17 protein-coding genes and 2 pseudogenes are annotated in these 21493 nt (G+C 61.7%); 15 read left to right on the plus strand and 4 right to left on the minus strand.

Annotation, left to right across the window (positions count from 1 at the left end):
- The first annotated feature begins 668 nt into the window (after positions 1 to 668).
- From NATGR_RS18060 to NATGR_RS18070, 3 genes are all read left to right on the plus strand, one after another.
- Positions 669 to 1424, plus strand: coding sequence for a tyrosine-type recombinase/integrase (locus tag NATGR_RS18060; RefSeq protein WP_005580328.1), 756 nt, complete (start codon positions 669 to 671; stop codon positions 1422 to 1424).
- A 67-nt stretch (positions 1425 to 1491) separates the two neighbouring features.
- Positions 1492 to 2820 carry an IS4 family transposase gene (locus tag NATGR_RS18065; protein WP_049887825.1) on the plus strand — a complete coding sequence of 443 codons (1329 nt, stop codon included), beginning with the start codon at positions 1492 to 1494 and terminating at the stop codon, positions 2818 to 2820.
- Positions 2821 to 3160: 340 nt separating this feature from the next.
- On the plus strand, positions 3161 to 4069 hold the full coding sequence (locus NATGR_RS18070; RefSeq protein WP_005580330.1) for an HFX_2341 family transcriptional regulator: 909 nt from the start codon (positions 3161 to 3163) through the stop codon (positions 4067 to 4069).
- Between the two features lie 268 nt (positions 4070 to 4337).
- On the opposite strand, the gene NATGR_RS18075 is transcribed toward NATGR_RS18070, so the two are convergent.
- From NATGR_RS18075 to NATGR_RS18085, 3 genes are all read right to left on the minus strand, one after another.
- Complete coding sequence (locus NATGR_RS18075) at positions 4338 to 4733, minus strand: hypothetical protein (RefSeq protein WP_005580331.1); 396 nt, start codon at positions 4731 to 4733, stop codon at positions 4338 to 4340.
- A 217-nt stretch (positions 4734 to 4950) separates the two neighbouring features.
- Entirely contained in the window at positions 4951 to 5400 is a 450-nt protein-coding gene (locus NATGR_RS18080; protein ID WP_005580332.1) for a DUF2240 family protein, read from the minus strand.
- A 46-nt stretch (positions 5401 to 5446) separates the two neighbouring features.
- On the minus strand, positions 5447 to 6097 hold the full coding sequence (locus NATGR_RS18085) for a ribonuclease H family protein (RefSeq protein ID WP_005580334.1): 651 nt from the start codon (positions 6095 to 6097) through the stop codon (positions 5447 to 5449).
- A 151-nt stretch (positions 6098 to 6248) separates the two neighbouring features.
- Between NATGR_RS18085 and NATGR_RS19770 the strand changes: the two are divergent.
- A pseudogene (locus NATGR_RS19770) lies at positions 6249 to 6373 on the plus strand (transposase); the annotation flags it as partial.
- Here NATGR_RS19770 and NATGR_RS19775 read toward each other — a convergent pair.
- Positions 6341 to 6532, minus strand: a pseudogene (locus tag NATGR_RS19775) (IS4 family transposase); the annotation flags it as partial. The pseudogenes NATGR_RS19770 and NATGR_RS19775 sit on opposite strands and share 33 nt — an antisense overlap.
- Positions 6533 to 7162: 630 nt before the next feature.
- On the opposite strand from NATGR_RS19775, the gene NATGR_RS18095 reads away from it, so the two are divergent.
- The 11 genes from NATGR_RS18095 (at position 7163) to NATGR_RS18145 (ending at position 21344) form a co-directional block, all read left to right on the plus strand.
- Positions 7163 to 8047, plus strand: coding sequence for an IS1595 family transposase (locus tag NATGR_RS18095; RefSeq protein ID WP_015233210.1), 885 nt, complete (start codon positions 7163 to 7165; stop codon positions 8045 to 8047).
- A gap of 63 nt (positions 8048 to 8110) precedes the next feature.
- Complete coding sequence (locus NATGR_RS18100; protein WP_015233908.1) at positions 8111 to 9703, plus strand: ABC transporter substrate-binding protein; 1593 nt, start codon at positions 8111 to 8113, stop codon at positions 9701 to 9703.
- A gap of 163 nt (positions 9704 to 9866) precedes the next feature.
- Positions 9867 to 10856 (plus strand): ABC transporter permease, encoded by a 990-nt coding sequence (locus NATGR_RS18105; protein WP_005580608.1) that lies wholly within the window; start codon positions 9867 to 9869, stop codon positions 10854 to 10856.
- Positions 10853 to 11854 (plus strand): ABC transporter permease, encoded by a 1002-nt coding sequence (locus tag NATGR_RS18110; protein ID WP_005580609.1) that lies wholly within the window; start codon positions 10853 to 10855, stop codon positions 11852 to 11854. The genes NATGR_RS18105 and NATGR_RS18110 overlap by 4 nt, the downstream gene beginning before the upstream one ends.
- A complete protein-coding gene (locus tag NATGR_RS18115) occupies positions 11838 to 13169 on the plus strand; it encodes an ABC transporter ATP-binding protein (RefSeq protein WP_005580611.1) in 1332 nt (443 codons plus the stop codon). Before NATGR_RS18110 ends, NATGR_RS18115 begins: the two co-directional genes overlap by 17 nt.
- Complete coding sequence (locus NATGR_RS18120; RefSeq protein WP_005580612.1) at positions 13166 to 14503, plus strand: ABC transporter ATP-binding protein; 1338 nt, start codon at positions 13166 to 13168, stop codon at positions 14501 to 14503. The genes NATGR_RS18115 and NATGR_RS18120 overlap by 4 nt, the downstream gene beginning before the upstream one ends.
- 276 nt (positions 14504 to 14779) lie before the next feature.
- Positions 14780 to 16348, plus strand: coding sequence for an ABC transporter substrate-binding protein (locus NATGR_RS18125; protein ID WP_015233910.1), 1569 nt, complete (start codon positions 14780 to 14782; stop codon positions 16346 to 16348).
- Positions 16349 to 16445: 97 nt separating this feature from the next.
- Positions 16446 to 17435, plus strand: a complete 990-nt coding sequence (locus NATGR_RS18130) for an ABC transporter permease (protein WP_005580614.1) — start codon at positions 16446 to 16448, stop codon at positions 17433 to 17435.
- A complete protein-coding gene (locus NATGR_RS18135; protein WP_005580615.1) occupies positions 17432 to 18436 on the plus strand; it encodes an ABC transporter permease in 1005 nt (334 codons plus the stop codon). Before NATGR_RS18130 ends, NATGR_RS18135 begins: the two co-directional genes overlap by 4 nt.
- A gap of 2 nt (positions 18437 to 18438) precedes the next feature.
- Positions 18439 to 19719 (plus strand): ABC transporter ATP-binding protein, encoded by a 1281-nt coding sequence (locus NATGR_RS18140; RefSeq protein ID WP_005580616.1) that lies wholly within the window; start codon positions 18439 to 18441, stop codon positions 19717 to 19719.
- The gene (locus NATGR_RS18145) at positions 19716 to 21344 is read left to right on the plus strand and encodes an ABC transporter ATP-binding protein (protein ID WP_005580617.1); all 1629 of its coding nucleotides are present in this window, start codon (positions 19716 to 19718) and stop codon (positions 21342 to 21344) included. The genes NATGR_RS18140 and NATGR_RS18145 overlap by 4 nt, the downstream gene beginning before the upstream one ends.
- The last annotated feature ends 149 nt before the right edge of the window (positions 21345 to 21493 follow it).

Below are 21493 nucleotides of genomic sequence, written 5' to 3' on the forward strand. Positions count from 1 at the left end.
GTATGTTCACGGGAAACGTATTTAATTCTTTGCGAACTGCGGGATATTTGATTGAAAATTCAGTTACTTTACACACCCTTTCCTATGGGTAGTCGGGTGTCTTGGCTGCTAACGCCCACCATAGATACCCGGCACCATCCATCATGATACACTCGGGGCCCACCCCCGAGCCGTGGTGCTTTTCTCGAAGAACTCCGGACGACCGCCTCCAGCGACGGCCGACTCGACGGCCCCCGGCTGGCGACGCATCGGCCGAAACCGGGACGTCGGAAACGAAATCTCGCCACGAGAGGCCCGATCAACGGGAGTTGACAAACGACCAAGAATCGTTGCGGTACAGAACGTCGATCCGCACCAGCGACTCCGTTCTGGTCGCGACGAGAAAAGAGAGTTGAGCTACGATCTCAGCAAAACCGCTATCTGGCTCCGTTCTACCGATTGATGGCTGCTTATTCGCGACAGAAGATGGGGTCGGAGGGATTTGAACTCCTTCATTCGCCTGACGGCTCATGAAACAAATCCCCCCGACCCACGCCTCGCAAACCACGCTCGGCGTTCCCACTTTTGCCTTCGTAGGGATTCGTAATCTCAGATAGGTGGCTCACGGTGCGACCGCGACACACCAGCGCTGGTCACACACGGAAGACGGCGATTCCGCACACAGATCCATGACGGAACGCCACGTACACCCACGGAAAGCACGTAGAGACTTCCTGAAAGCCAAGCGAGCTACCCTCAAGCAATCAAGCGCTCGAGCCTACGAGTACCCCATCAAACACTTCGTACAGTTCCTCGAGACGGAAGCCGTCGAATCCATGCAAGAAGTAGACGGCTACCTCATCGAACAGTGGAAACTCGACCGCCAGAAAGACGATCTCGCACCCGCCACCTTCCGCAACAACGTCAAGAAAATCAAGACGTTCATCAACTGGTGCGAAGCCTCGAGCCTCGTAACGCTCGGACTCGCTGACTCGATCGACGTGCCAACGATCTCCGAAGACGACGAAGCCAGTCACGAACACATCACCTTCCAACGAGCGCAAAAGGTACTCAACTACCTCGATACGTACCGCTATGCCTCGAGAGAACACGCATTGTTCTACACGCTGTGGGAAACCGGCTGCCGGATCTCGGGCGCTGTCGCTCTCGATGTAGGTGACTTAGATCAGACAAAGCGCAAGCTCGAGTTCGTTGATCGGAAAGAAGAGGGAACGGCACTCAAGAATGGGCGGAAGGGCGTGCGGAACGTGACGCTCTCCGAAGACCTGATCCACGTCCTCACCGACTACATCGAAGTCAACCGTCACGATGTACGAGACGACTTCAACCGGCGTCCGCTTTTCACAACACCACACAAGCGCCTCGAGCGCCAGAGGGCGTACAAAAATATCGTCGGTTACACGCGCCCCTGCCATCCGTTCTAGTTTAGCAGATCGGGGTATCCAGAAACGCCAAGCTAGAATCGTCAGTAACTAGGAATGTGAGAATCCGGTGGAGAGTGTGTACAACCCACCGGACTCAGTAGTTGTGAATCGAATTCAAAGAGCGTTTCCATCTGATGAGTTGCGCGAGCGTGCTCGCGCAACGAATCTCATCCAGCGAGAGCGGAAACTCGACGTCGTCGGCCTGTTTTACACGCTTTCACTCGGCTTCGCTGCCGGATCTGATCGATCCATTCAGGCGTTTCTCGAACGCTACGTCGAGATGGCTGACTGTGACGAACTCTCGTATGCAACGTTTCACGGCTGGTTCAAACCGGGATTCGTTGCACTCCTTCGAGAGATTCTCGATGACGCCATCGAGAATCTCGATACGGGCCAAACCGAGCTTACCGGACGTCTCAAACGATTTCGAGACGTCCTCATCGTCGATGCTACGGTCATCTCGCTCTACCAAGACGCCAGAGACGTCTATGCACTCGATGACGACCGAGCCGGGGCGAAACTTCACCTCACCGAATCGCTCTCGACGGGGCTTCCGACACGATTCCAGACAACCGACGCAACCACCCACGAACGGAGCCAGCTACCCACCGGTGAGTGGGTAGCTGGCGCCCTCATCCTGTTCGATCTCGGCTACTACGATTTTTGGCTGTTCGACCGCATTGACGCCAATGACGGCTGGTTCGTCTCCCGTGTCAAAGATAACGCTGACTTCGAAATCGTCGAAGAACTCCGGACGTGGCGCGGGAACAGCATTCCGCTGGGGGGGCAGTCGCTGCAGGCCGTCTTGGACGACCTGCAGCGACAGGAAATCGACGTACAGATCACGCTCTCGTTCGACCGCAAACGAGGGTCGGGCGCCAGCGCGACCCGAACCTTCCGATTAGTCGGCGTTCGCAACGACGACAGCGGCGAGTATCATCTGTACCTGACGAATCTGGACAGAGACGACTACCGCGCGCCCGATATCGCACAGCTCTATCGGGCGCGCTGGGAGATCGAACTGCTGTTCAAAGAACTGAAATCGCGGTTTGGCCTTGACGAGATCAACACGACCGACGCCTACATCATCGAGGCGCTGATCATCATGGCAGCACTCTCGTTGCTGATGAGCCGAGTTATTGTCGACGAACTCCAGAAACTGGACGCAAAACAGCGAGACTGCGCCGACGACGCCGAGGCGTCGTCGACGCGCCTCCCTCGACGACGCTGTTCACACGCCGTCGAACGGCACGCGCACCTGATCCAGTTGTACCTGATGCTTGATCTGGGGTACGAACTACCAGACCTTGATTCGGTGTTGCTGTGGTCGTCACGAGATCCAAATCCACATCGTCCGAGGTTACGTGAACAGGTAGAGTCAGGCGAGTTCTGGTAGAAAACTCGCCTGACGAGACGGTCTGGATCGCCCGGCCTGATCAGCGACGGCTTTGGAACGGCGGCGCACTCACGACCGCGAGTGCGCCGCCTTCGACGGGAGAGATGGTCGAACAGTAGCTGGTCTGCCGGAACAGCAGTGATCTCGGTGTGATTGTGGTCAGACTCGACGTAATTTCGGCGTGATCTTCGTCTCAGTCGGTCACTAAGCTAGAACGGATGGCTAGAACGGATGCCCCGGACGCGTGTGTGCCGGCAAATCGGTACAATAATCCGTATCAGACGTTCGAACCAGCGATACAAGACTGGTTTTTTATAAGCACCACGACCACGTACCAGGCATGCAGACCCACATCGTCCCGGTCGGCTTCGACTACGACCGGTTGATCGCGCCGCTGGTCCGCGATCAGATCGACGTCGACAGCGTCATCCTGCTCGAAGGAGCCGTCGGCAGCGAGGCCAACGTCGAGTACTCTCGACACCTCTCGGAGAAACTCGAGACGGACTTCCAGAACCTGCTCGGGGCCGAGACGGAACGGTTCGTCCTGGAAGATGTCTACGACTACGACGAGGCGTTCGAGCAGGCCTACAGCCTCATCACCGCCGAACTCGAGGACGGCAACGAGGTCTGGGTTAACGTCGCCGCGATGCCCCGCACGGTCAGTTTCGCCTTCGCAACGGCGGCAAACTCTCTGATGGTCGAACGCGAGGAAGACCGCAACGCGATCCATACCTACTACACGGCACCCGAAAAGTACCTCGAGACGGAACTCGCCGAAGAGTTGCGAAAAGGAATCGGCCTGCTCTCCGACCTCCAGGAAGGCGAGATCGACGACGACAGGGTCGGTCGTCGCCTCGAGAGTGCCCGGGACCTGCTGGCGGAGTTCGACGAGCGTGGATCGACGATCGGTGCCAAAGAAATCGGCGGCAGCCACATCGTCGAACTTCCCGTCACTTCGTTCTCGAACGTCAAACCGTTCGAGGAACTCATCCTGTTCAAACTCGGCGAGGACGGCGAGTTCGACTCCGTCTCCGAACTGGCGGCGTCGCTGGCTCGCGAACTCAACGAAGAGTACACCGACAGCTTCCGCTCGAAGGTGATCTACAACGTCGACCGACTCGGACCCGGCGGCAAGGGATACATCGAGCGCGAAGAACACGGCAAGTCCTACCGGACTCGACTTTCCCGGATCGGTGAGTTGTGGGTTCGAGCCCACTCGGACCAGGCCGAAGACGTTCTCGAGGAGTAGTGACGCACGCGCAGTCCGCTGCCGTGACCGCGAGGAGTCCCCGACAGCCCACGACCGGAGCCCCACCCGCGAGACGTAGACCCGAACGTCGACGACCGACTCCCAAACCCCGAGACGTGGACCCGAGCGGCCGTCTTCGACGCGGCCGTCGTAACTGGCGAACTCGAAACCGACGACCTCGGCTCCTGGGCCGTCACCTGCATCGAACAGGACGAGAGCACGACCGCAGTATCCGAAACCGTCGTAGCGTTCGAGTAACGAGTAACGGTCAGTCCAATTCGCCGCGAACGACCGCCCGGACCACGTCAGTCGCCCGCTTTACCGCCGCACCGCTCTCGACGAACAGCAGCGTCCGTGGCGGCTGGCTCGCTTTTAGGCGGGTTCGCAACTCGAGTCTCTCGGCCTCTTCGACTGCACGTTCCTGGCTGGTCTCGAGCTCGACTCGAGCACGATCCTCGTGTGCGAACACACGAGCGATGCGCGTGACATCGCCGTCCGACGCCAGTTCCACGTCGTAAACTCGGTCGCCGTCTACGGTCGGCTCGACGTCGGTGTCGGCGTTCGTTACGGCGACCGACTCGAGCGTGCCGTCGTCGCGGCCGTCAAGTTCCGAGGAGAGCAACTGGGCGATTCGTTTCCCGTCCGTGATCCGTTCGTCGACCATGTTCTCTCTCGACAGTCACGACAGTAACTCTCTTCGGGTCGTCGTGCAGGCTTTGGACTGGTTTCTGTCAGACGGTTTGCTGTCAGTCAGTGCCGGCGCGACCGCGAACTCCTGGGGTCGCGCCGGGACATCGGGACAGCAGTCCGTATTAGTCGTTGCCGGTGCATCCGTGACCCGAAGCGGTTGCACTGGAGGGTCGGTACAGCACCCGTATCAGTCACTCCGTTTCGAGTGCGTCGTTTGCGATCGGTGCGAGGTCCGAGACGTCGATCCCTTCGCGGCGCGCGTAGACGACCGCGGCCGCCTCGATCGTCAGTCCAAGCTCTTCTTGGAGACCATTGATCGCGCCGACTGCCTCGTGTTTCTCCATTCCTTCGGCGACCAGCGCGTCCAGCACGCGTTCGAATGCGGAGCGTTCGCGGAGAATCTCCTCGTCGGGGACGAACTCCTCCGGGACCGTCATCTCGGAGTGGTCGAAGGTCGCGACGAGGTCGTCGCCCTCCCGCTCGAGCAGTCCCTCCTGGGTGGCGACGTCGATCAGGCGTTTGGCCTGGTCTGGCGAGAACCAGTCACGATCCAGCGAGAGCGCAACGACGAACTCACCTTCCTCGAGGCAGTCTGTCCCGTGCTGGCTGAAGGGTGCGGCGACGGCGACGCGAAGACTCATCGAAAACGACTCGCTGGAGCGAGAAAATAACGGTGGCGATTACGCGCTAATCCGAGACACGACCGCCGCTTTCGCTGTTGCGGTCGGCTCGAGACGGCGGCGGGAACTCGGTCGCCGCCGTCGGCTCGGGTTCGGGCGGATCGGGGAGTACACAGCGGACAGGCTCGCCTTCGAGGTGGTCGTATCGACCCGGTTCGTTTGCGAGTGGATGCGCTGGATTCTGGTCGCTGTCGATGCGTGCCGCCCGGATTTCTTCGAATCCACTGAGGCGGGCGCGAATCCCTCGCCAGTGGTTGCGAGTGGCCGCCGGAACCGAGAGCGGCTGGGGTGGCTTCCAGTCGGGGTGGGCGGTGGCGAGGACGGCGTTGTTGACGTTGCTCGCGAGTGCGTCATGGTCGACGAGCAGGCCGACGCGGGCGTCTCGAGGCGCACGCGCCGCGAGGACGTCGAGGCCGAGGTGAAGTGCTCGGTACTCGGCGACGTTGTTGTCCGGCGGCGTATCCGCGGTCGCGATGCGTGCGACGCGGGTGCCGTCACGCGTTTCGATAACGGCCCCCAGACCGCCACCCGACTCCCGGAATGACCCGTCGGTGGCGACGTAGAAGTCGCGGTGGTGAGTCCGGGGAGGATGGGCGATATGCGGCGTGGGCGACTCGTCGAACAGGTCCCGCAATGCGGACCGGCCGTGAGCGGCCATGGTTCCACTACGCTGCCAAGACGATTTAAACCTTCGGCGGAATTGCGCGGTCGTGTTCAGTTTGTAGCATCGGTCTTGCGTAGGAGATTGTTGATGGCGAGAGCTGCGACTGAGAGTCGAAGAGAGAAGGGGCGCGTCAGCGGTGCCCGATATGTTTCCTGTGAGCCGATTCGTGTCGGAATCGGCTCAGCGGACCTGCTGCAACAGGTTCGCTGGCGTGATGGTGTTGAGTGTCCTCGCTGCCGTTCTGGTCTGACGGTCAGAAACGGCAGCTATCCCATCGTTCGCCTGTTCGGTGGCCAGATCGAGCGACTCACGACTAGCCAGCAACGACAGCAACGCCGCGTACAACAGAATTTCGACGACATGCTCCTTCGTCGTATCGAGCTCATCCAGTTCGTACCGCGTCTTCAATTCCCGGAAAAGTAACTCCACCAATTGCGCGGATGAGAAGCAGTACTTTCGGTGTGGGCGGTACAAAGGGCCAACGGCCGTTTCGGACTCTGTAACCGCAAGTCGAGGGGATGTGCGATTCTGGCAGGGAGTCGGCGGTAGTTACGGTCAGCCGTGAACAACGGCAGCGTTCGGAGAACATCGGCGGGACCCACATCCAGAACGCGACGCTGGGAACGATACCCACCGTTTCCTTACGGCACGTCACCTGACAGATGGCTGCGGTGGCATACGCCATCATGAACGACCGATTTCCAGTCGGGAGTCGGGTCGGTTCGAATCGATACAGATCGACGCGGTCGTCGGCCCGAACCGATTCCACGCGACAATATCGGACTACTCTAGACCGACACCGTTCGCCCCAGTCACTTCTCGGTCACCTCGTGGCCTCGTGACGTATCAACTCTGTGGTCTGTAGCTGGGGCGTACTCAACAGGAGGCTGCCCGTACGGTAATCCCACTATGTCGTAGTCCAAAAGTACACTATTCGTATCTTTCGTTCCTAACTATCAATAACGTATACGCTCTTCTGTAGGAGATTGTTGATACTGCTCAGCTGTCGCTGTAGAATCGAAGAGAGCAAGGACACCGCGTCAGCGGTGTCCGTTAGGCATGATCCCGCTAGATGTGTTTGGGTCGGAATCGGTCGCAGCGGACCTGTTAGAGCAGGTTCGCTGGCGTAACGGTGTTACTTGCCCTCGCTGCCGTTCTGACCTGACGGTCAAGAACGGTAGCTATGGGCACTTTCAGCGCTATCTCTGTAAGAATTGCGACCGCACGTTCAACGACAAGACCGGCACAATCTTCGCCCATTCGAAAGTCGCACTCAGAAAGTGGCTGTTCTCGATTTACGCGTTTCTCCGGTTTAACACGAGTCTTCGTCAACTTCAGATAGAGATCGACGTCCAGTACAAAACGATCTATCAGCGCGTCGAGCGCTTCACGAAGGCGCTTGATGCACCTTCGCTTGACCTTGTCGGACCGGTCGAAATCGATGAAGTCTACGTTTCTGCAGGGCTGAAAGGCCGCGAGCGCGACCAAGAGTCGCGCTCGCGTGGCCTGTCCACGCGTGGGCGAGGAACGTACGAGCAGGACAAACCGCCGGTGTTCACGATCGTCGATCGTGGCACCGGCGACCGATACGTGATCCCAGCGAAATCAGCCGACGAATCGACGATTCGGCTCCTTCTCGAAAACCGTCAGAAGGAGCCACTGACCGTCTACACTGACGGATTTCGTGCCTACGATCCACTGGCCGAGGACGACGCATTCGACCGCGAATACGTCGTCCACGGCGACGGCGAATACGCCAACGAAAACGTACACGTCAACACCTGCGAGAGCCACGGATCGCTGCTGCGACCGTGGCTCTCGCCTCATCGAGGCATCTCAAAAGACAAGCTCACACAGTATCTCCGAGCGTTCCAACTTCGACGAAAGCTACTGCGGAAACCAGGGAGAGAAGCGCTCAAACACGCTATCAAAGCGACGCTATGAGATCAACAAAGTGCTACACAAGAGCGTAACGTATATTATCGCTCTCCCTTTCACGGAAGTTGTATGACTGATGATACCAAATCACAGGTAAGTCGTCGCTCGATTCTCCGGTACACAGGTGCCGCAGCCGTCGCGGGAGTCGCCTCGACCGGAACTGTGAGCGGTCGGTTGCAAGAACTGGACGACGTGACGTTCACGCTGTCCGAGTTTCCGGACACGATCGATCCGCTCGATCACATCACCGGCGACTACTTCGACGTGTACGATCACGTCTACGAGCCGCTCTTCGAGTTCGAACCGGAGGTGGGTGTCACCCCCTGGGTCGCCGAAGAGTGGGAACCCCAGGGCGACGGGACGACCCGCGTCGAGTTGCGGGACGACGTCGTCTTCCACAACGGCGACGAACTGACGGCCGAAGACGTCGCCTGGACGATCGACCGGACGGTCGATCCCGACATCGGCGTCGCGAGCCCGATCGGTACCTTCGGCCTGGGCTCGATCGAGGGTGCGGAGGCAGTCGACGAGTACGTCCTCGAGATCAGCTACGGGGCCTCCCCGGGACTCGCGGAGTTCGAGTTCGGGAACTACACCCGTGCGATCAACCGCGACTGGGCGATCGAGAACCACGACGCCGACGAGCCGGGCGAGGCTATCTCGGGCGCTGCTCCTGAGGACTTCAACGGCACCGGGCCCTACGAGGTCGTCGAGTTTACACCCGGCGAGGAGATCGTCGTCGAGCGATTCGACGACTACTGGGGCGAGGACGTTCCCTTCGAGCGGATCACGTTCAACGCGGCGAGCGAAGCCGCCAGTCGGGTGGCGGCGGTCGAAACCGGGGAGAGTGAGCTAGCGATAAATATCCTGCCGGAAGACGTTCCGATCGTCGAAGAGACACCGGACGCCGAGATCCGGAACGTGACGAGCTTCCGGAGCATCTTCCTGCCGATGAAGAACACGGTCGAACCCTTCGACAGCCAGGAGTTCCGGCAGGCGATGAACTACGCCGTCGACAACGAGGAGATCGTCGACACGATTCTCGCCGGCTTCGGCGAACCCCGCGGGCAGCCGGTGTCACCCGGCGTCTTCGGCTTCAACCCAGACATCGAGCCCTACGAGCAGGATATCGGCACGGCCGAGAGCCTGGTCGAAGAGAGCGGCTACGGTGGCGTCGAGATCGAACTCTACGTGCCGTCCGGGCGCTACCTCAACGACGCGGCAATCGGCGAGACGGCCGGCGACATGATCGACCAACTCGACAACGTCGACTGTAACGTAAACGTCGTCGACTTCGGCGTCGTCTCCGACGCGAACCAGGCCGGCGTCGATCCCGACGAGATCGACATTCACTTCTACATGATCGGCTGGGGCGTCATCACCGGCGACACCGACTACGGCGTCTCCGGGTTCTTTACGATCCCGGACAACCCGAACCGGACGTTCGACGACGAGGAACTCAGCGATGCGATCCTCGAGAGCCAGCAGATCGAGGACCCCGACGAGCGCGAGGAGGCGTTACAGGAGGTCAACGAGTTGGCCCACGGGAAGGCACCGTTCGTCTTCCTGCACACCCAGGAGAGTATCTATGGCGTCGACCAGTCGATCCAGTGGGAGCCCCGCGAGGACGAGACGATCTACGCCTGGGAGATGGAGACGTGAGCGTGGCGCTATCGCGTTCGTCGTTTGGCCCCCGGGTCGACGACTCCATCCACTACGCGTAAAAAACGTGCCACGATCGATCCAAACACCGACAAGAGCGATTCGAGACGTGGGGAGACCGATCACCGACCGAGCGGCCGAATCGAGGGGGTGACGACCCGGAGTGTCTCTTGCAAAGTTCCTCACACGACGGATTCTCCAGGGCGTCTTCGTCCTCTGGGGTGTCGTCACGATCCTGTTCGGCCTGCGAGCGATATCGCCGGGCGATCCAGTGACCCTGATGCTCGAGGAGGGTGCCACCCAGGACCTCATCGAACACGTACGGGAACAGGAAGGGCTCGACGAGCCGATCTACGTCCAGTATCTCGACTACCTCCAGGGGCTGTTCGTCGGTGACTTCGGCTACTCCTGGCAGTCGAGTCGGGAAGTCGAGACGATGGTCATCGAGCGTATTCCTGCGACGGTCGAGCTGGCGGTGGCAGCGACGATCGTCGCGATCGTCATCGCAATCCCGCTGGGCGTGATTTCGGCGACCAGACGCAACCAGCCGTCGGACTACGGTGCGACGCTGTTCTCGCTGCTCGGAATCAGTACACCAAACTTCTGGCTCGGACTGATGCTGATCCTGGTGCTTGGAGTTTGGGTCGGACTCTTTCCGACCGGTCGCCGCGCCGTCAGCTTTCACGAAGCCGTCTACGCGCTGGTGGCGACCGGTTCGATCTCGGAACTCGGTCTCTGGTTGCGGTACATCACGCTGCCGGCGCTCACGCTCGGGACGTACTTTACGGCGCTGATCACGCGTCTCACGCGAAGCGGGATGATCGACGAGCTCGGGAAGCCCTACGTCACCGCGACGCGGGCGAAAGGGTTGCCGGACGTTCTCGTCAGGTACAAGCACGTACTTCGGAACACGATGATCCCGATCATCACCGTCCTCGGACTCCAGATGGGGACGCTGATGGGCGGTGCCGTCATCACCGAGACGGTCTTCAACTGGCCCGGCCTCGGCCTCCGGCTGGTCGACGCGTTGCACGCTCGCGACTGGCCGCTGATGCAGGGGATCATCCTGTTCATCGCCGCCGCGTTCGTCGTAATCAACATCGTCGTCGACGGGCTCTACGCGTCTCTGAACCCACGGGTGAGAGAAGAATGATCTCGGACCGAACCAGGTCGAACCTGACGGAGACGTTCACCGAGAGTTTGCTTCCGAAGCTCGGACTGCTCTTGCTGGTAAGCATGGTTGTTATGGCCATCTTCGCGCCGGTGTTGGCCACGCACGATCCGACCCGAACCGGCTACTACACCGAGGAAGGAACGGAGTATCCGCCGATCGGTTACGAGTACTCCACGACGGTCGCCCAGGAGGGCGAGTTCGGCGAAGTAACCGTCGAATCGTCGTCCGAACACGTCCTCGGGACGAACAACGTCGGGCAAGATGTCTACTCCCGATTCGTCTACGGCGCACGCGTCTCGATACTGGTCGGCCTGCTGGCGACCGCGTTGGCGTTGCTGATCGGCGTCCCGATCGGACTCGTGTCGGGGTACTACGGCGGCCGAATCGACGACGGGTTGATGCGGATCGCGGACGTAATGCTGGCGTTTCCGGCGCTCGTCCTCGCGCTGGCGTTGATCGGCGTGTTCGGCACGTCACCCGTATTCGTCCCCGATCCGGTCGTCCAGGCTGGGCTCGCCGACGGGATGCCGGAGCAGATTCCGATTCCAGGATCGGTCACCGTCGTCGGGGCGCTGGTGATCTGGGTGTGGTTCGCCCGGGTCGCCCGCGGCGAGGCGCTGTCGCTTCGCAACCAGGAGTACGTCAAGGCGAGCAAGAGCTTCGGAATGAGTGACACCCAGATCCTGCTCAAACACGTGCTGCCGAATAGCCTTACGCCGATCATCGTGCTGGCGACGATTCAGGTGGCAGTGATCATCCTGCTCGAGGCGTCGCTTGCGTATCTCGGCTTCTCCGGAACGACCCTGTCGTGGGGGTACGAGATCGAGCGCGGCCAGGACGTGTTGCGGACGCGTCCTTGGGTGTCGATCGTGCCCGGGATCGGGATCATGCTGGCCGTGATCGGCGTCAACCTGCTGGGTGACTGGTTTCGCGACGCGCTCGATCCGAACATCGAAGGAGGTGAGCGAGGTGCCTGACGCGAGCGAGGACGTCCTCCGCGTCGAGGACCTCTCGACTCAGTTTTTCACCGCCGAGGGACAGGTCAACGCCGTCCACGGGATCGACGTCCGACTCGAGCGCGGCGAGGTGTTCGGTATCGTCGGCGAGTCGGGGTCGGGCAAGTCCGTCACCGCCCGGTCGATCATGGACCTGATCGAGCCGCCGGGTGAGATCACCGACGGCGAGATCTGGTACCGCAACGAGGAGTTCGCGGAAGCCGTCGTCGAGGACCGACCGGAAGCCGTCGACGGGACCGCGGTCGAACTCCGGTCGGTGGCGGCGTCGACCCGCGAGGCACTGCGTGGACGTTCGTTCAGCATGATCTTCCAGGACCCCGAAAGCAGCTTCAACCCGAGTCTCACGGTCGGCGAACAGGTAGCCGAGGCCGTCGAAGTCCAGCGCCGGGCCAGCGCGCGACCGCGGTCGGGACGCGCCCGGACACGGCGACCGGAGTACTCGTTCGGCTCGTACGCCATCTCGATGGCCCTCCCCTCGAGTGAGTACGTGACCGGCGAGAGCCGCGAGCGGGCGATCGAACTGCTCGAACTGGTCGGCATCCCCGACCCGGCCGAGCGGGCCGACGAGTATCCCCACGAGTATTCGGGCGGGATGCTCCAGCGGGCGATGATCGCCCAGGCGCTTGCCGGCGAACCCGACGTGCTCGTCGCCGACGAGCCGACGACGGCACTGGACGTGACCATCCAGGCACAGATCCTCGACCTGCTCGAGGATCTCCAGCGAGAGACTGGGATGACGGTCCTGCTTATCACGCACAACCTCGGTGTCATCGCGCGCATGTGCGACCGGGTCGGCGTGATGTACGCCGGCGAGATCGTCGAGCGCGGGACCCTCGAAGATGTCTTCGATCGCCCCGTCCACCCGTACACGAAGGGGTTGCTCGACAGCATTCCGGCCGTCGAGGATTCGGGCGGGCGACTCCAGCCCATTCCCGGCAACGTGCCGAGTCTGCTCGATCACGAGATGGGGGATCGCTGTTACTTCGCCGACCGCTGTCCGAAAGCCATGGAAGAGTGCCTGAACCACCCACCGGAGTTCGACGTCGCGGGAAGCGACGACCACGCGACGAAGTGCTATCTCGCCGAGGTGGAGTACACCGAGTCCAGAGCGCTCTCGAAAGACTACTTCGCGGACGAGGCCGGGAGCGAGACGTGGGAACGGTCAGTCGCCGACACGGAGGAAGAACCACACCGAGCCGGACCGGGGACGGGACGGGAGGCCGAATCCGCACCGTCCAGAGACGGATCGGGGCCTCCGGGAGGTGAATCGGAGTGAGCGCCGACCGCGACCGACCGCTGGTCCGGGTCGAGAACCTCGAGAAGTACTTCTGGGAGCAGGACTCGATTCTCGATCGGCTGCTGGGAGCGGAGCCGATTCCGGTTCGCGCCGTCGACGGCGTGAGCTTCGACGTCTACCGCGGCGAGACACTCGGTCTCGTCGGCGAGTCGGGCTGTGGGAAGTCGACGACCGGCGAGACGCTGCTGCGACTGCAGGAGCCGACCGGTGGCCGCGTCGAGTACGACGGACGGAACGTCTACGCCCTCGAGGGAACCGCACTCGACGAGTTCCGGCGAGCGGCACAGGTGGTCTTCCAGGACCCGTTCTCGAGTCTCGACCCACGGATGACGGTCGGCGGCATCGTCCGACAGCCCTTGGACGTCCACGGCATCGGCACCAAAGAGGACCGTAACGATCGCGTCCGGGGTCTGCTCAAGCGCGTCGGACTCTCCGCCGATCAGCTCGATCGGTATCCCCACGAGTTCTCCGGCGGCCAGCGCCAGCGGGTCGGCATCGCACGAGCACTCGCGCTCGATCCGGAGTTCGTCGTCCTGGACGAGCCGACGTCGGCACTCGACGTTTCGGTCCAGGCACAGGTATTGAACCTGCTTGCCGACCTCCAGACGGAGTTTGGGCTCACCTACCTGTTGATCAGTCACGATCTCTCGGTCGTCCGCCACGTCTGTGACCGGGTCGCCGTGATGTACCTCGGCGAGATTGTCGAGATCGCTCCCTCCGCGGACCTGTTCGAGGACCCGGACCACCCGTACACGCAGGCGCTGCTCGACAGCGTCCCGCGGGCATCGACCGACGAGCGTCGCCGCGATCGCCAGACACTCACTGGAGACGTTCCCTCGCCGCGTGATCCACCCAGCGGCTGCCGGTTCCGGACGCGGTGCCCGATGGTCATTCCGCCAGCGGATCTGGACATCGAACAGGACCTCTACCGGGATCTAACGACGCTGCGCCAGCGGATCGAAAGACGGGATGTCTCGCTAGCGACTGTCGGCGGCGACGGCCGGTTCGAATTCGACGAGGCCGACGGCGTCGCCGACGAGGACGTGCCGGCGTTCGTGGCGGCGCTGACGGACCGACTGCTCGAGCGCGACCTTCCGCCGCCTCACGACGAAATCGTCGCGGCTGCGTTCGGGGAACTCGCCGCGGCAAACTGGGAGGCAGCCGAGAAACGACTTCGTGCGGAGTACGAGAGCGTCTGCGAACGTGCACACCCGGACCCCGAGGACAGCGACGTCGACCACCCGGTCGCGTGTCACCTCCACGACGATGCCGTCGACGGGACGGCCACATCGGGCTCGTGGCTCCGACAGTGATCGCCCGGCGGTCGACTCCCGCTCTCAGACGGTTTGCTGTACGTCGTTTCCGGCGCGACCGCGAGCACGCCTGCGGTCGCGCCGGGACATCGAGACAGCAGTCCGTCTCACTCCCGACTCGGCGCGTCCACAGACGATGGGGCCTGGCGATCGAAAACGGCCGATTCTCGAACCGTGCTCGTCCGTCCGTCTCCGAAAGTAGACGGGGAGTGGAAAGAATCACCGCCAAAATGAGATTCAAAATATATAAATAATTGTTTGACAAGCCTGTTAGGCATGCAGGGTGCTGACAAACCGAACTATGGTCGTCGAACAGTGCTGAAGCTTACCGGAGTGGCCGGTGCAGCAGGCCTGACGGGCCTTGCCGGTTGTCTCGACGATCCTGACGGAGGAGACACCGACGAACTCGTCATCACACAGGGGGAGCTCATCGACAATCCAGATCCGAACGATCATATCACGGGACCGTATTTCAACATCCTCGACGCCGTCTACGAGCCGCTGTTCGACGTCACGCCCGATTTCGAGTTCCAGTCACGTGTCGTCGACGAGTGGGAAGACACCGGCGACGGTGCAGCCGAACTCACGATCCGCAACGACGTTCAGTTTCACGGCGGCGAGGAGCTGACGGCCGAAGACGTCGCGTACACGTTCAACCGCCAGATCGACCCCGATCTCGGGGTCGAAAGCGATCAGGCAGCCGGACTGGGCGCGATCGACGAGGCCGAAGCGATCGACGACACGACCGTTCGTCTCGAGCACGGCGTTGCACCGTCGCTGGCCGAGTACGAGTACGCCAACTACGGTCGTGCGGTCAATCGAGAGTGGATCGAAGACCAGGAACAGCCGGTCGCCGGCGACTCTGCCGACGCGTTCAACGGCACCGGTCCGTTCGAAGTCGTCGAGTACGAGCCCGATGTCCAGATCGTCCTCGAGCCGTTCGAGGGGTACTGGGGCGACGTTCCCGACATCGAGCGAGTCGTCTTCAACGCCGACGAGGAGTCAAGTGGTCGCGTGAACGCTCTCGAGGCCGGCGAGACTGACATCGTCGACAACGTAAACCCCAACGACGTCGTCGACGTCGACGAAACCGACGGCATCGAGATCCGCAACGAGACGAGTCTCCGGAACGTCTTCCTCGTGATGAACTCCGGTGTCGAGCCGTTCGACAGTCAGGAGTTCCGCCAGGCGATGAACTACGCCGTCGACAACGAGGAGATCATCGACACGGTGCTTGGCGAGTTCGCAGACCCGATGACCCAGCCGATTCCCGACGGCGTGTTCGGTCACAACCCCGACCTCGAGACGTACTCCCAAGACCTCGAGCGTGCAGAAGAACTAGTCGAAGAGAGTGGCTACGACGGTGTCGAGATCACGCTCTCTACTCCCGAGGGGCGGTATCTCAACGACGCCGACGTCGCCCAGACGGCGGCTGACGATATCAACCAGCTCGACAACGTCGACTGTGAACTCGACATCGTGCCGTTCCCGGACATCTCCGACGCCAACAGCGAAGGCTACGACTACGAGGAGATGCCGTTTTACCTCATCGGCTGGGGCGTCATCACGGGCGACGCCGACTACGGTCTCGCCCCGTTCTTCGTCGAGGAAGCTCCCCAGGAGACGCTACGGAACGAGGACATCTCTGATCGGATTCTCGAGAGCCAGGAGATCGAGGACGAGGACGAACGCGAGGAGATGCTCCAGGAGATCAACGCCGACCTTCGCGAGGAGGCACCGTGGGTCTTCTTGCACTCCCAGGACAGCGTCTACGGTGTCAGCGAGGAGATCGACTGGGAGCCACGGACCGACGAGAGCATCTACCTCTGGGAAATGGACCCGTAGAACGGCGGTGTCGCAACCGCTTCTGGGCCGGGAGCGATCCGCCCCCTATCGAACTGTCAACTCATGAACTCGCCTTCGGATTACCGTCCGTCTCGTAATGTCATTCGGTAAATTTCTGCTCAAACGATCGTTGCAGGGAATCGTCGTCGTCTGGGGCGTCGTCACTGTACTGTTCGGGTTGCGAGCGATCACGCCGGGTGATCCGGTCAATCTCATCGTCGATCCGGCGGTCGACCAGGCCACGCGTGAACGGATTCGACAGGAGTTAGGGCTGGATCAGCCGATGTACGTCCAGTACGTAGACTATATCCAGGGACTTCTCGTCGGTGACCTCGGGTACTCGTATCAGGCGAGTCGTCCGGTGTCGACGATGGTCATCGAACGAATTCCGGCGACGCTGGAACTGGCAATTGCAGCGACGATCATCGCACTGGTGATCGCGATTCCGCTCGGCGTCATCAGCGGCACCCGGCGAAACGAACCCGCCGACTACGGTGCGACGACGTTCTCGTTAATCGGGATCAGTACCCCAAACTTCTGGCTCGGGATCATGTTGATCCTGTTGCTCGGGGTCCAGTTCGATCTTTTCCCGACGGGCCGTCGCCCGGTCGCGTTCCACTCCGCGATGTGGACGTTCTTGACGACGTTTTACGTCGGTGACCTGCTGGCGTGGTTCCAGCACATACTCTTGCCGGCAGTCACGCTCGGAACGTACTTTACGGCCCTGATCACGCGCCTGACCAGGAGTGGGATGCTAGACGAGTACGGCAAGCCCTACGTGACGGCGACCGAAGCGAAAGGAATTCCGGGTGTGTTGGTCCGGTACAAACACGTGCTGCGAAACACGATGATTCCCATCATCACCGTTCTCGGCCTGCAACTCGGAACCTTGCTCGGGGGTGCGGTGATCACGGAGACGGTCTTCTCCTGGCCCGGGCTAGGGATGCGGCTTATCACCGCGATCAACAACCTCGACTGGCCGCTCATCCAGGGCATCATCATCTTCATCGGCGTCGGATACGTCGTCATCAACATTGCCGTCGACGGCATTTATGCGAAACTCAACCCGCGGGTGATCGACGAATGATCTCCGACCGTGTCACGTCGAATCTCAAACAGGAGTTCCGACAGAGCCTGCTGGCGAAACTCGGACTCGTGATTCTGCTTGTCATCCTCGTGATGGCCCTGTTCGCGCCGGTGCTTGCGACGCACAACCCGAACACGACCGGCTACTTCGACGAGAGCGGAAACTCGTATCCGCCGGTCGGGATCACCGACGAGGGCCATCAGTGGGAAGACGGCGAGCGCGTGACCTACACCGTCGAGTACAGTACCGACCACCTGCTGGGAACGAACAACGTCGGCCAGGACGTCTACTCCCGACTGCTCTACGGCGCTCGCACGTCGCTTATGGTCGGTATCCTCGGCACCGGGCTGGCCATCCTCATCGGCGTCCCGTTCGGACTGGTCTCGGGCTACTACGGCGGACGAATCGACGACGCGATGATGCGAGTCGCCGACGTGATGCTCGCGTTCCCGTCGCTCGTGTTGGCGCTGGCGCTGATCGGCGTCTTCGGATCGCTCGCGATACCGATGCCCGATCCGATCGTGATGGCCGGCTTCGCGGACGGAATGCCCGAGTCGACAGTGTTACCCGGGACGGTGACGATCGTCGTCGGACTCGTCACGTGGGTCTGGTTTGCCCGCGTCGCACGCGGCGAAGCCATGTCGATACGCAACGAAGAGTACGTGAAAGCCGCGAAAAGCCTCGGGGCGAGCAACCGGAAGATACTGACAAAACACGTCTTTCCGAACAGCCTCACGCCAGTGATCGTGCTCGCGACGATCCAGGTCGCGGCAGTCATCCTCCTCGAGAGTTCGCTGTCCTACCTCGGGTTCTCCGGGACGACGCTCTCGTGGGGGTACGAGATCCAGCAGGGCCAGGACTACCTCCGGACGGCCTGGTGGGTCTCGACGGTTCCGGGAATCGGGATCGTTCTCGCAGTGATTAGCATCAACTTGCTCGGTGACTGGTTTCGGGACTCCCTCGACCCGAACATCGAGGGTGAAGGAGGTGGCGCTGGATAATCATGTCTAACGAGATACTACGCATCAACGGCCTTTCGACGCGGTTTTTCACCGAACAGGGACAGGTAAACGCCGTCGAGGATCTCGACCTGACGATCGAACGTGGCGACGTGGTCGGCATCGTCGGCGAGAGCGGCTCCGGCAAAAGCGTCACTGCACGTTCGATCGTCGACCTGATCGAATCGCCCGGCCAGATCACCGACGGCGAAATCTGGTTCGACGACCCGGAGCTAGCGGCGACGGTCGAAGACGACCAGCCCGACGCGGTCGACGGCGACTTCGTCGATCTTCGCCGACTACCAGACGAGACCCGGCGCTCGCTGCGGGGGACGACCTTCAGCATGATCTTCCAGGACCCCGAGAGCAGCTTCAACCCGAGTCTCACGGTCGGCGAGCAGATCGCCGAAGCAGTCGAGGTCCAGCAACGCGCCAGCTCGAACCCGCGATCGACCAGGGCTCGAACCCAGTCCGCGGAGTACTCGCTTGGCAACTTCGTGCTGTCGACGATGCTTCCCTCCCAGAAGTACGTCACCGAGGCGAGCAAGGAGCGAGCGATCGAACTGCTCGAGCTGGTCGGCATCCCCGACCCCGTCGAGCGGGCCGACGAGTACCCCCACGAGTACTCGGGCGGGATGCTCCAGCGGGCGATGATCGCCCAGGCACTCGCAGGCGAACCCGACGTGCTCGTTGCCGACGAGCCGACGACGGCACTGGACGTAACCATCCAGGCACAGGTGCTCGACTTGCTCGCCGACCTCCAGCGAGAGACCGGGATGACGATCCTGCTTATTACGCACAACCTCGGCGTCATCGCGCGCATGTGCGACCGGGTCGGCGTGATGTACGCTGGCGAGATCGTCGAGCGCGGGACCCTCGAGGACGTCTTCGATCGCCCCGTCCACCCCTACACGGTGGGACTGCTCGGATCGATCCCCGACCTCGAGGACGCGGGCGGCCGTCTCGACCCGATCCCGGGCAACGTGCCGAGTCTGCTCGATCACGAGATGGGGGATCGCTGTTACTTCGCCGATCGCTGTCCGAGAGCCATGGAGGCGTGTCTCGACCGTCCACCCGAGTACGACGCCGACGGGAGCGGCGAGCACGACGTGCGGTGTGTGCTCGCGGAAAGAAAGTACGACGAGTCCAGAGCCCTTCCAGACGGCTGGTTCGGGACGGACGCCGGGCGGCCACGGGACGAACAGGACCCAGCCGCCGGCGGCGAACGAGGCCACGAGGATCGACCCCGTCCGCAACTCGAGGAGTCAGGGGGTGAGAGCCGATGAGCACCGACGACGCCGACGAACCACTCGTTCGCGTCGACGACCTGCAGAAGTACTTCTGGGAGAACGATTCGCTGCTCGATCGACTGCTCGGCGACGAGCCGGTCGCCGTCCGGGCGGTCGACGGCGTGAGCTTCGACATCCGCGAGGGAGAGACGCTCGGTCTCGTCGGCGAATCGGGCTGTGGGAAGTCGACGACTGGCGAGACACTGCTTCGGCTGCAAGAACCCAGCGATGGCGACGTTCGATTCGACGGCCGGAGCGTTTACGACCTCGAGAGAGAGACCCTCGACGAGTTCCGTCGGGAGGCACAGGTCGTCTTTCAGGACCCGTTCTCGAGTCTCGATCCCCGGATGACGATCGGAGAGATCGTCACGCAACCTCTCGAAATCCACGACTGGCCCTGGACCGATCCCGAGGTCGAGACCGTGGTCGAGGTGCGGACCGACGGAATCTCGGACGGGATCGTCACTGCGACGGCAGCCGACGACATCGACAAACTGGTAAGCCCAACGGACGGCGTCGCGACGGCCCACGTGACCGTCCGACCCGACGCCGATAGCGCCCGACCGGCCGGGGACGTCGCGGACGACCACAGCGTCGATATCGCGGACGGCGTCGTCGCCGAGGTCACAGAGGATCTCACAGTCGAGGTGACCAGAGACGACGGAATCGACGTCCACGTCTCGGTCGAACGCGGGCCGAACGAACTCCGGCGGAAACGAGCGACGGAGCTACTCGAGCGGGTGGGGCTCGCGGTCGACCAGTTGGATCGATACCCCCACGAGTTCTCCGGTGGCCAGCGCCAGCGGATCGGGATCGCACGGTCACTCGCCCTCGAGCCGGGGTTTCTGGTGCTCGACGAGCCAACGAGCGCGCTCGACGTCTCTGTTCAGGCACAGGTGCTGAACCTGCTTGCAGACCTTCAAGAGGAGTTTGACCTGACGTACCTGCTGATCAGCCACGACCTCTCAGTGGTCCGGCATATATGTGACCGGGTCGCGGTGATGTATCTCGGCGAGATCGTCGAAATCGGGCCGGTCGAAGAGATGTTCGAGATGCCAGCGCATCCGTACACGCAAGCCTTGCTCGACAGCGTTCCACGTGCGTCGACCGCCGAGAAAGACCGCGACGTAGAGACGCTATCCGGCGACGTTCCGTCTCCGCGAAGTCCACCCAGCGGCTGTCGGTTTCGAACGCGCTGTCCAACGGTGATCCCACCGGCGGAAAGCGACCTCGATCAGGAACGCTTCCGTGATCTGATGAACGTGCGCGAGCGAATCGAAACTCGGGACGTCTCACTCGAGACGGTCGGCGACGACGACCGGTTCGAGTTCGAGAACGGATCGTTACCCGACGAAGAAGTCGACGAGTTCGTCGCGGCGCTGAAAGAGCGTCTGCTCGACCGTGAACTACCGCCGGCCCACGACGCTGTCGTCGAGGAGGCTCTGTCCGAACTCGCTACGACGGACTGGGAGGCCGCTGCAATGTGTCTTCGAGAGGAGTACGAGAGCGTCTGCGAGCGCAAGAACCCGCCGCTTTCCGGAGCGAACACGAGTTCGGTTCATCCGACGGCCTGTCACCTTTACGATGAGTCTGTTCCGGGAAGACCCGACTCGGACGAGTGACGACCCCACTATCCACTGACACGTAAAATTCGACACTCCTGTCTACCCGACTGTCCCGCTTCGCTACGATAGAGAGTATGTGTCACCGCCATATAGGGGGCACCAATCTGTATTGGCAGTAGGTGTAATACCGCCGGGTCTCTAGACGA

The sequence above is a fragment of the Natronobacterium gregoryi SP2 genome (assembly GCF_000230715.2).
GTDB lineage: Archaea > Halobacteriota > Halobacteria > Halobacteriales > Natrialbaceae > Natronobacterium > Natronobacterium gregoryi.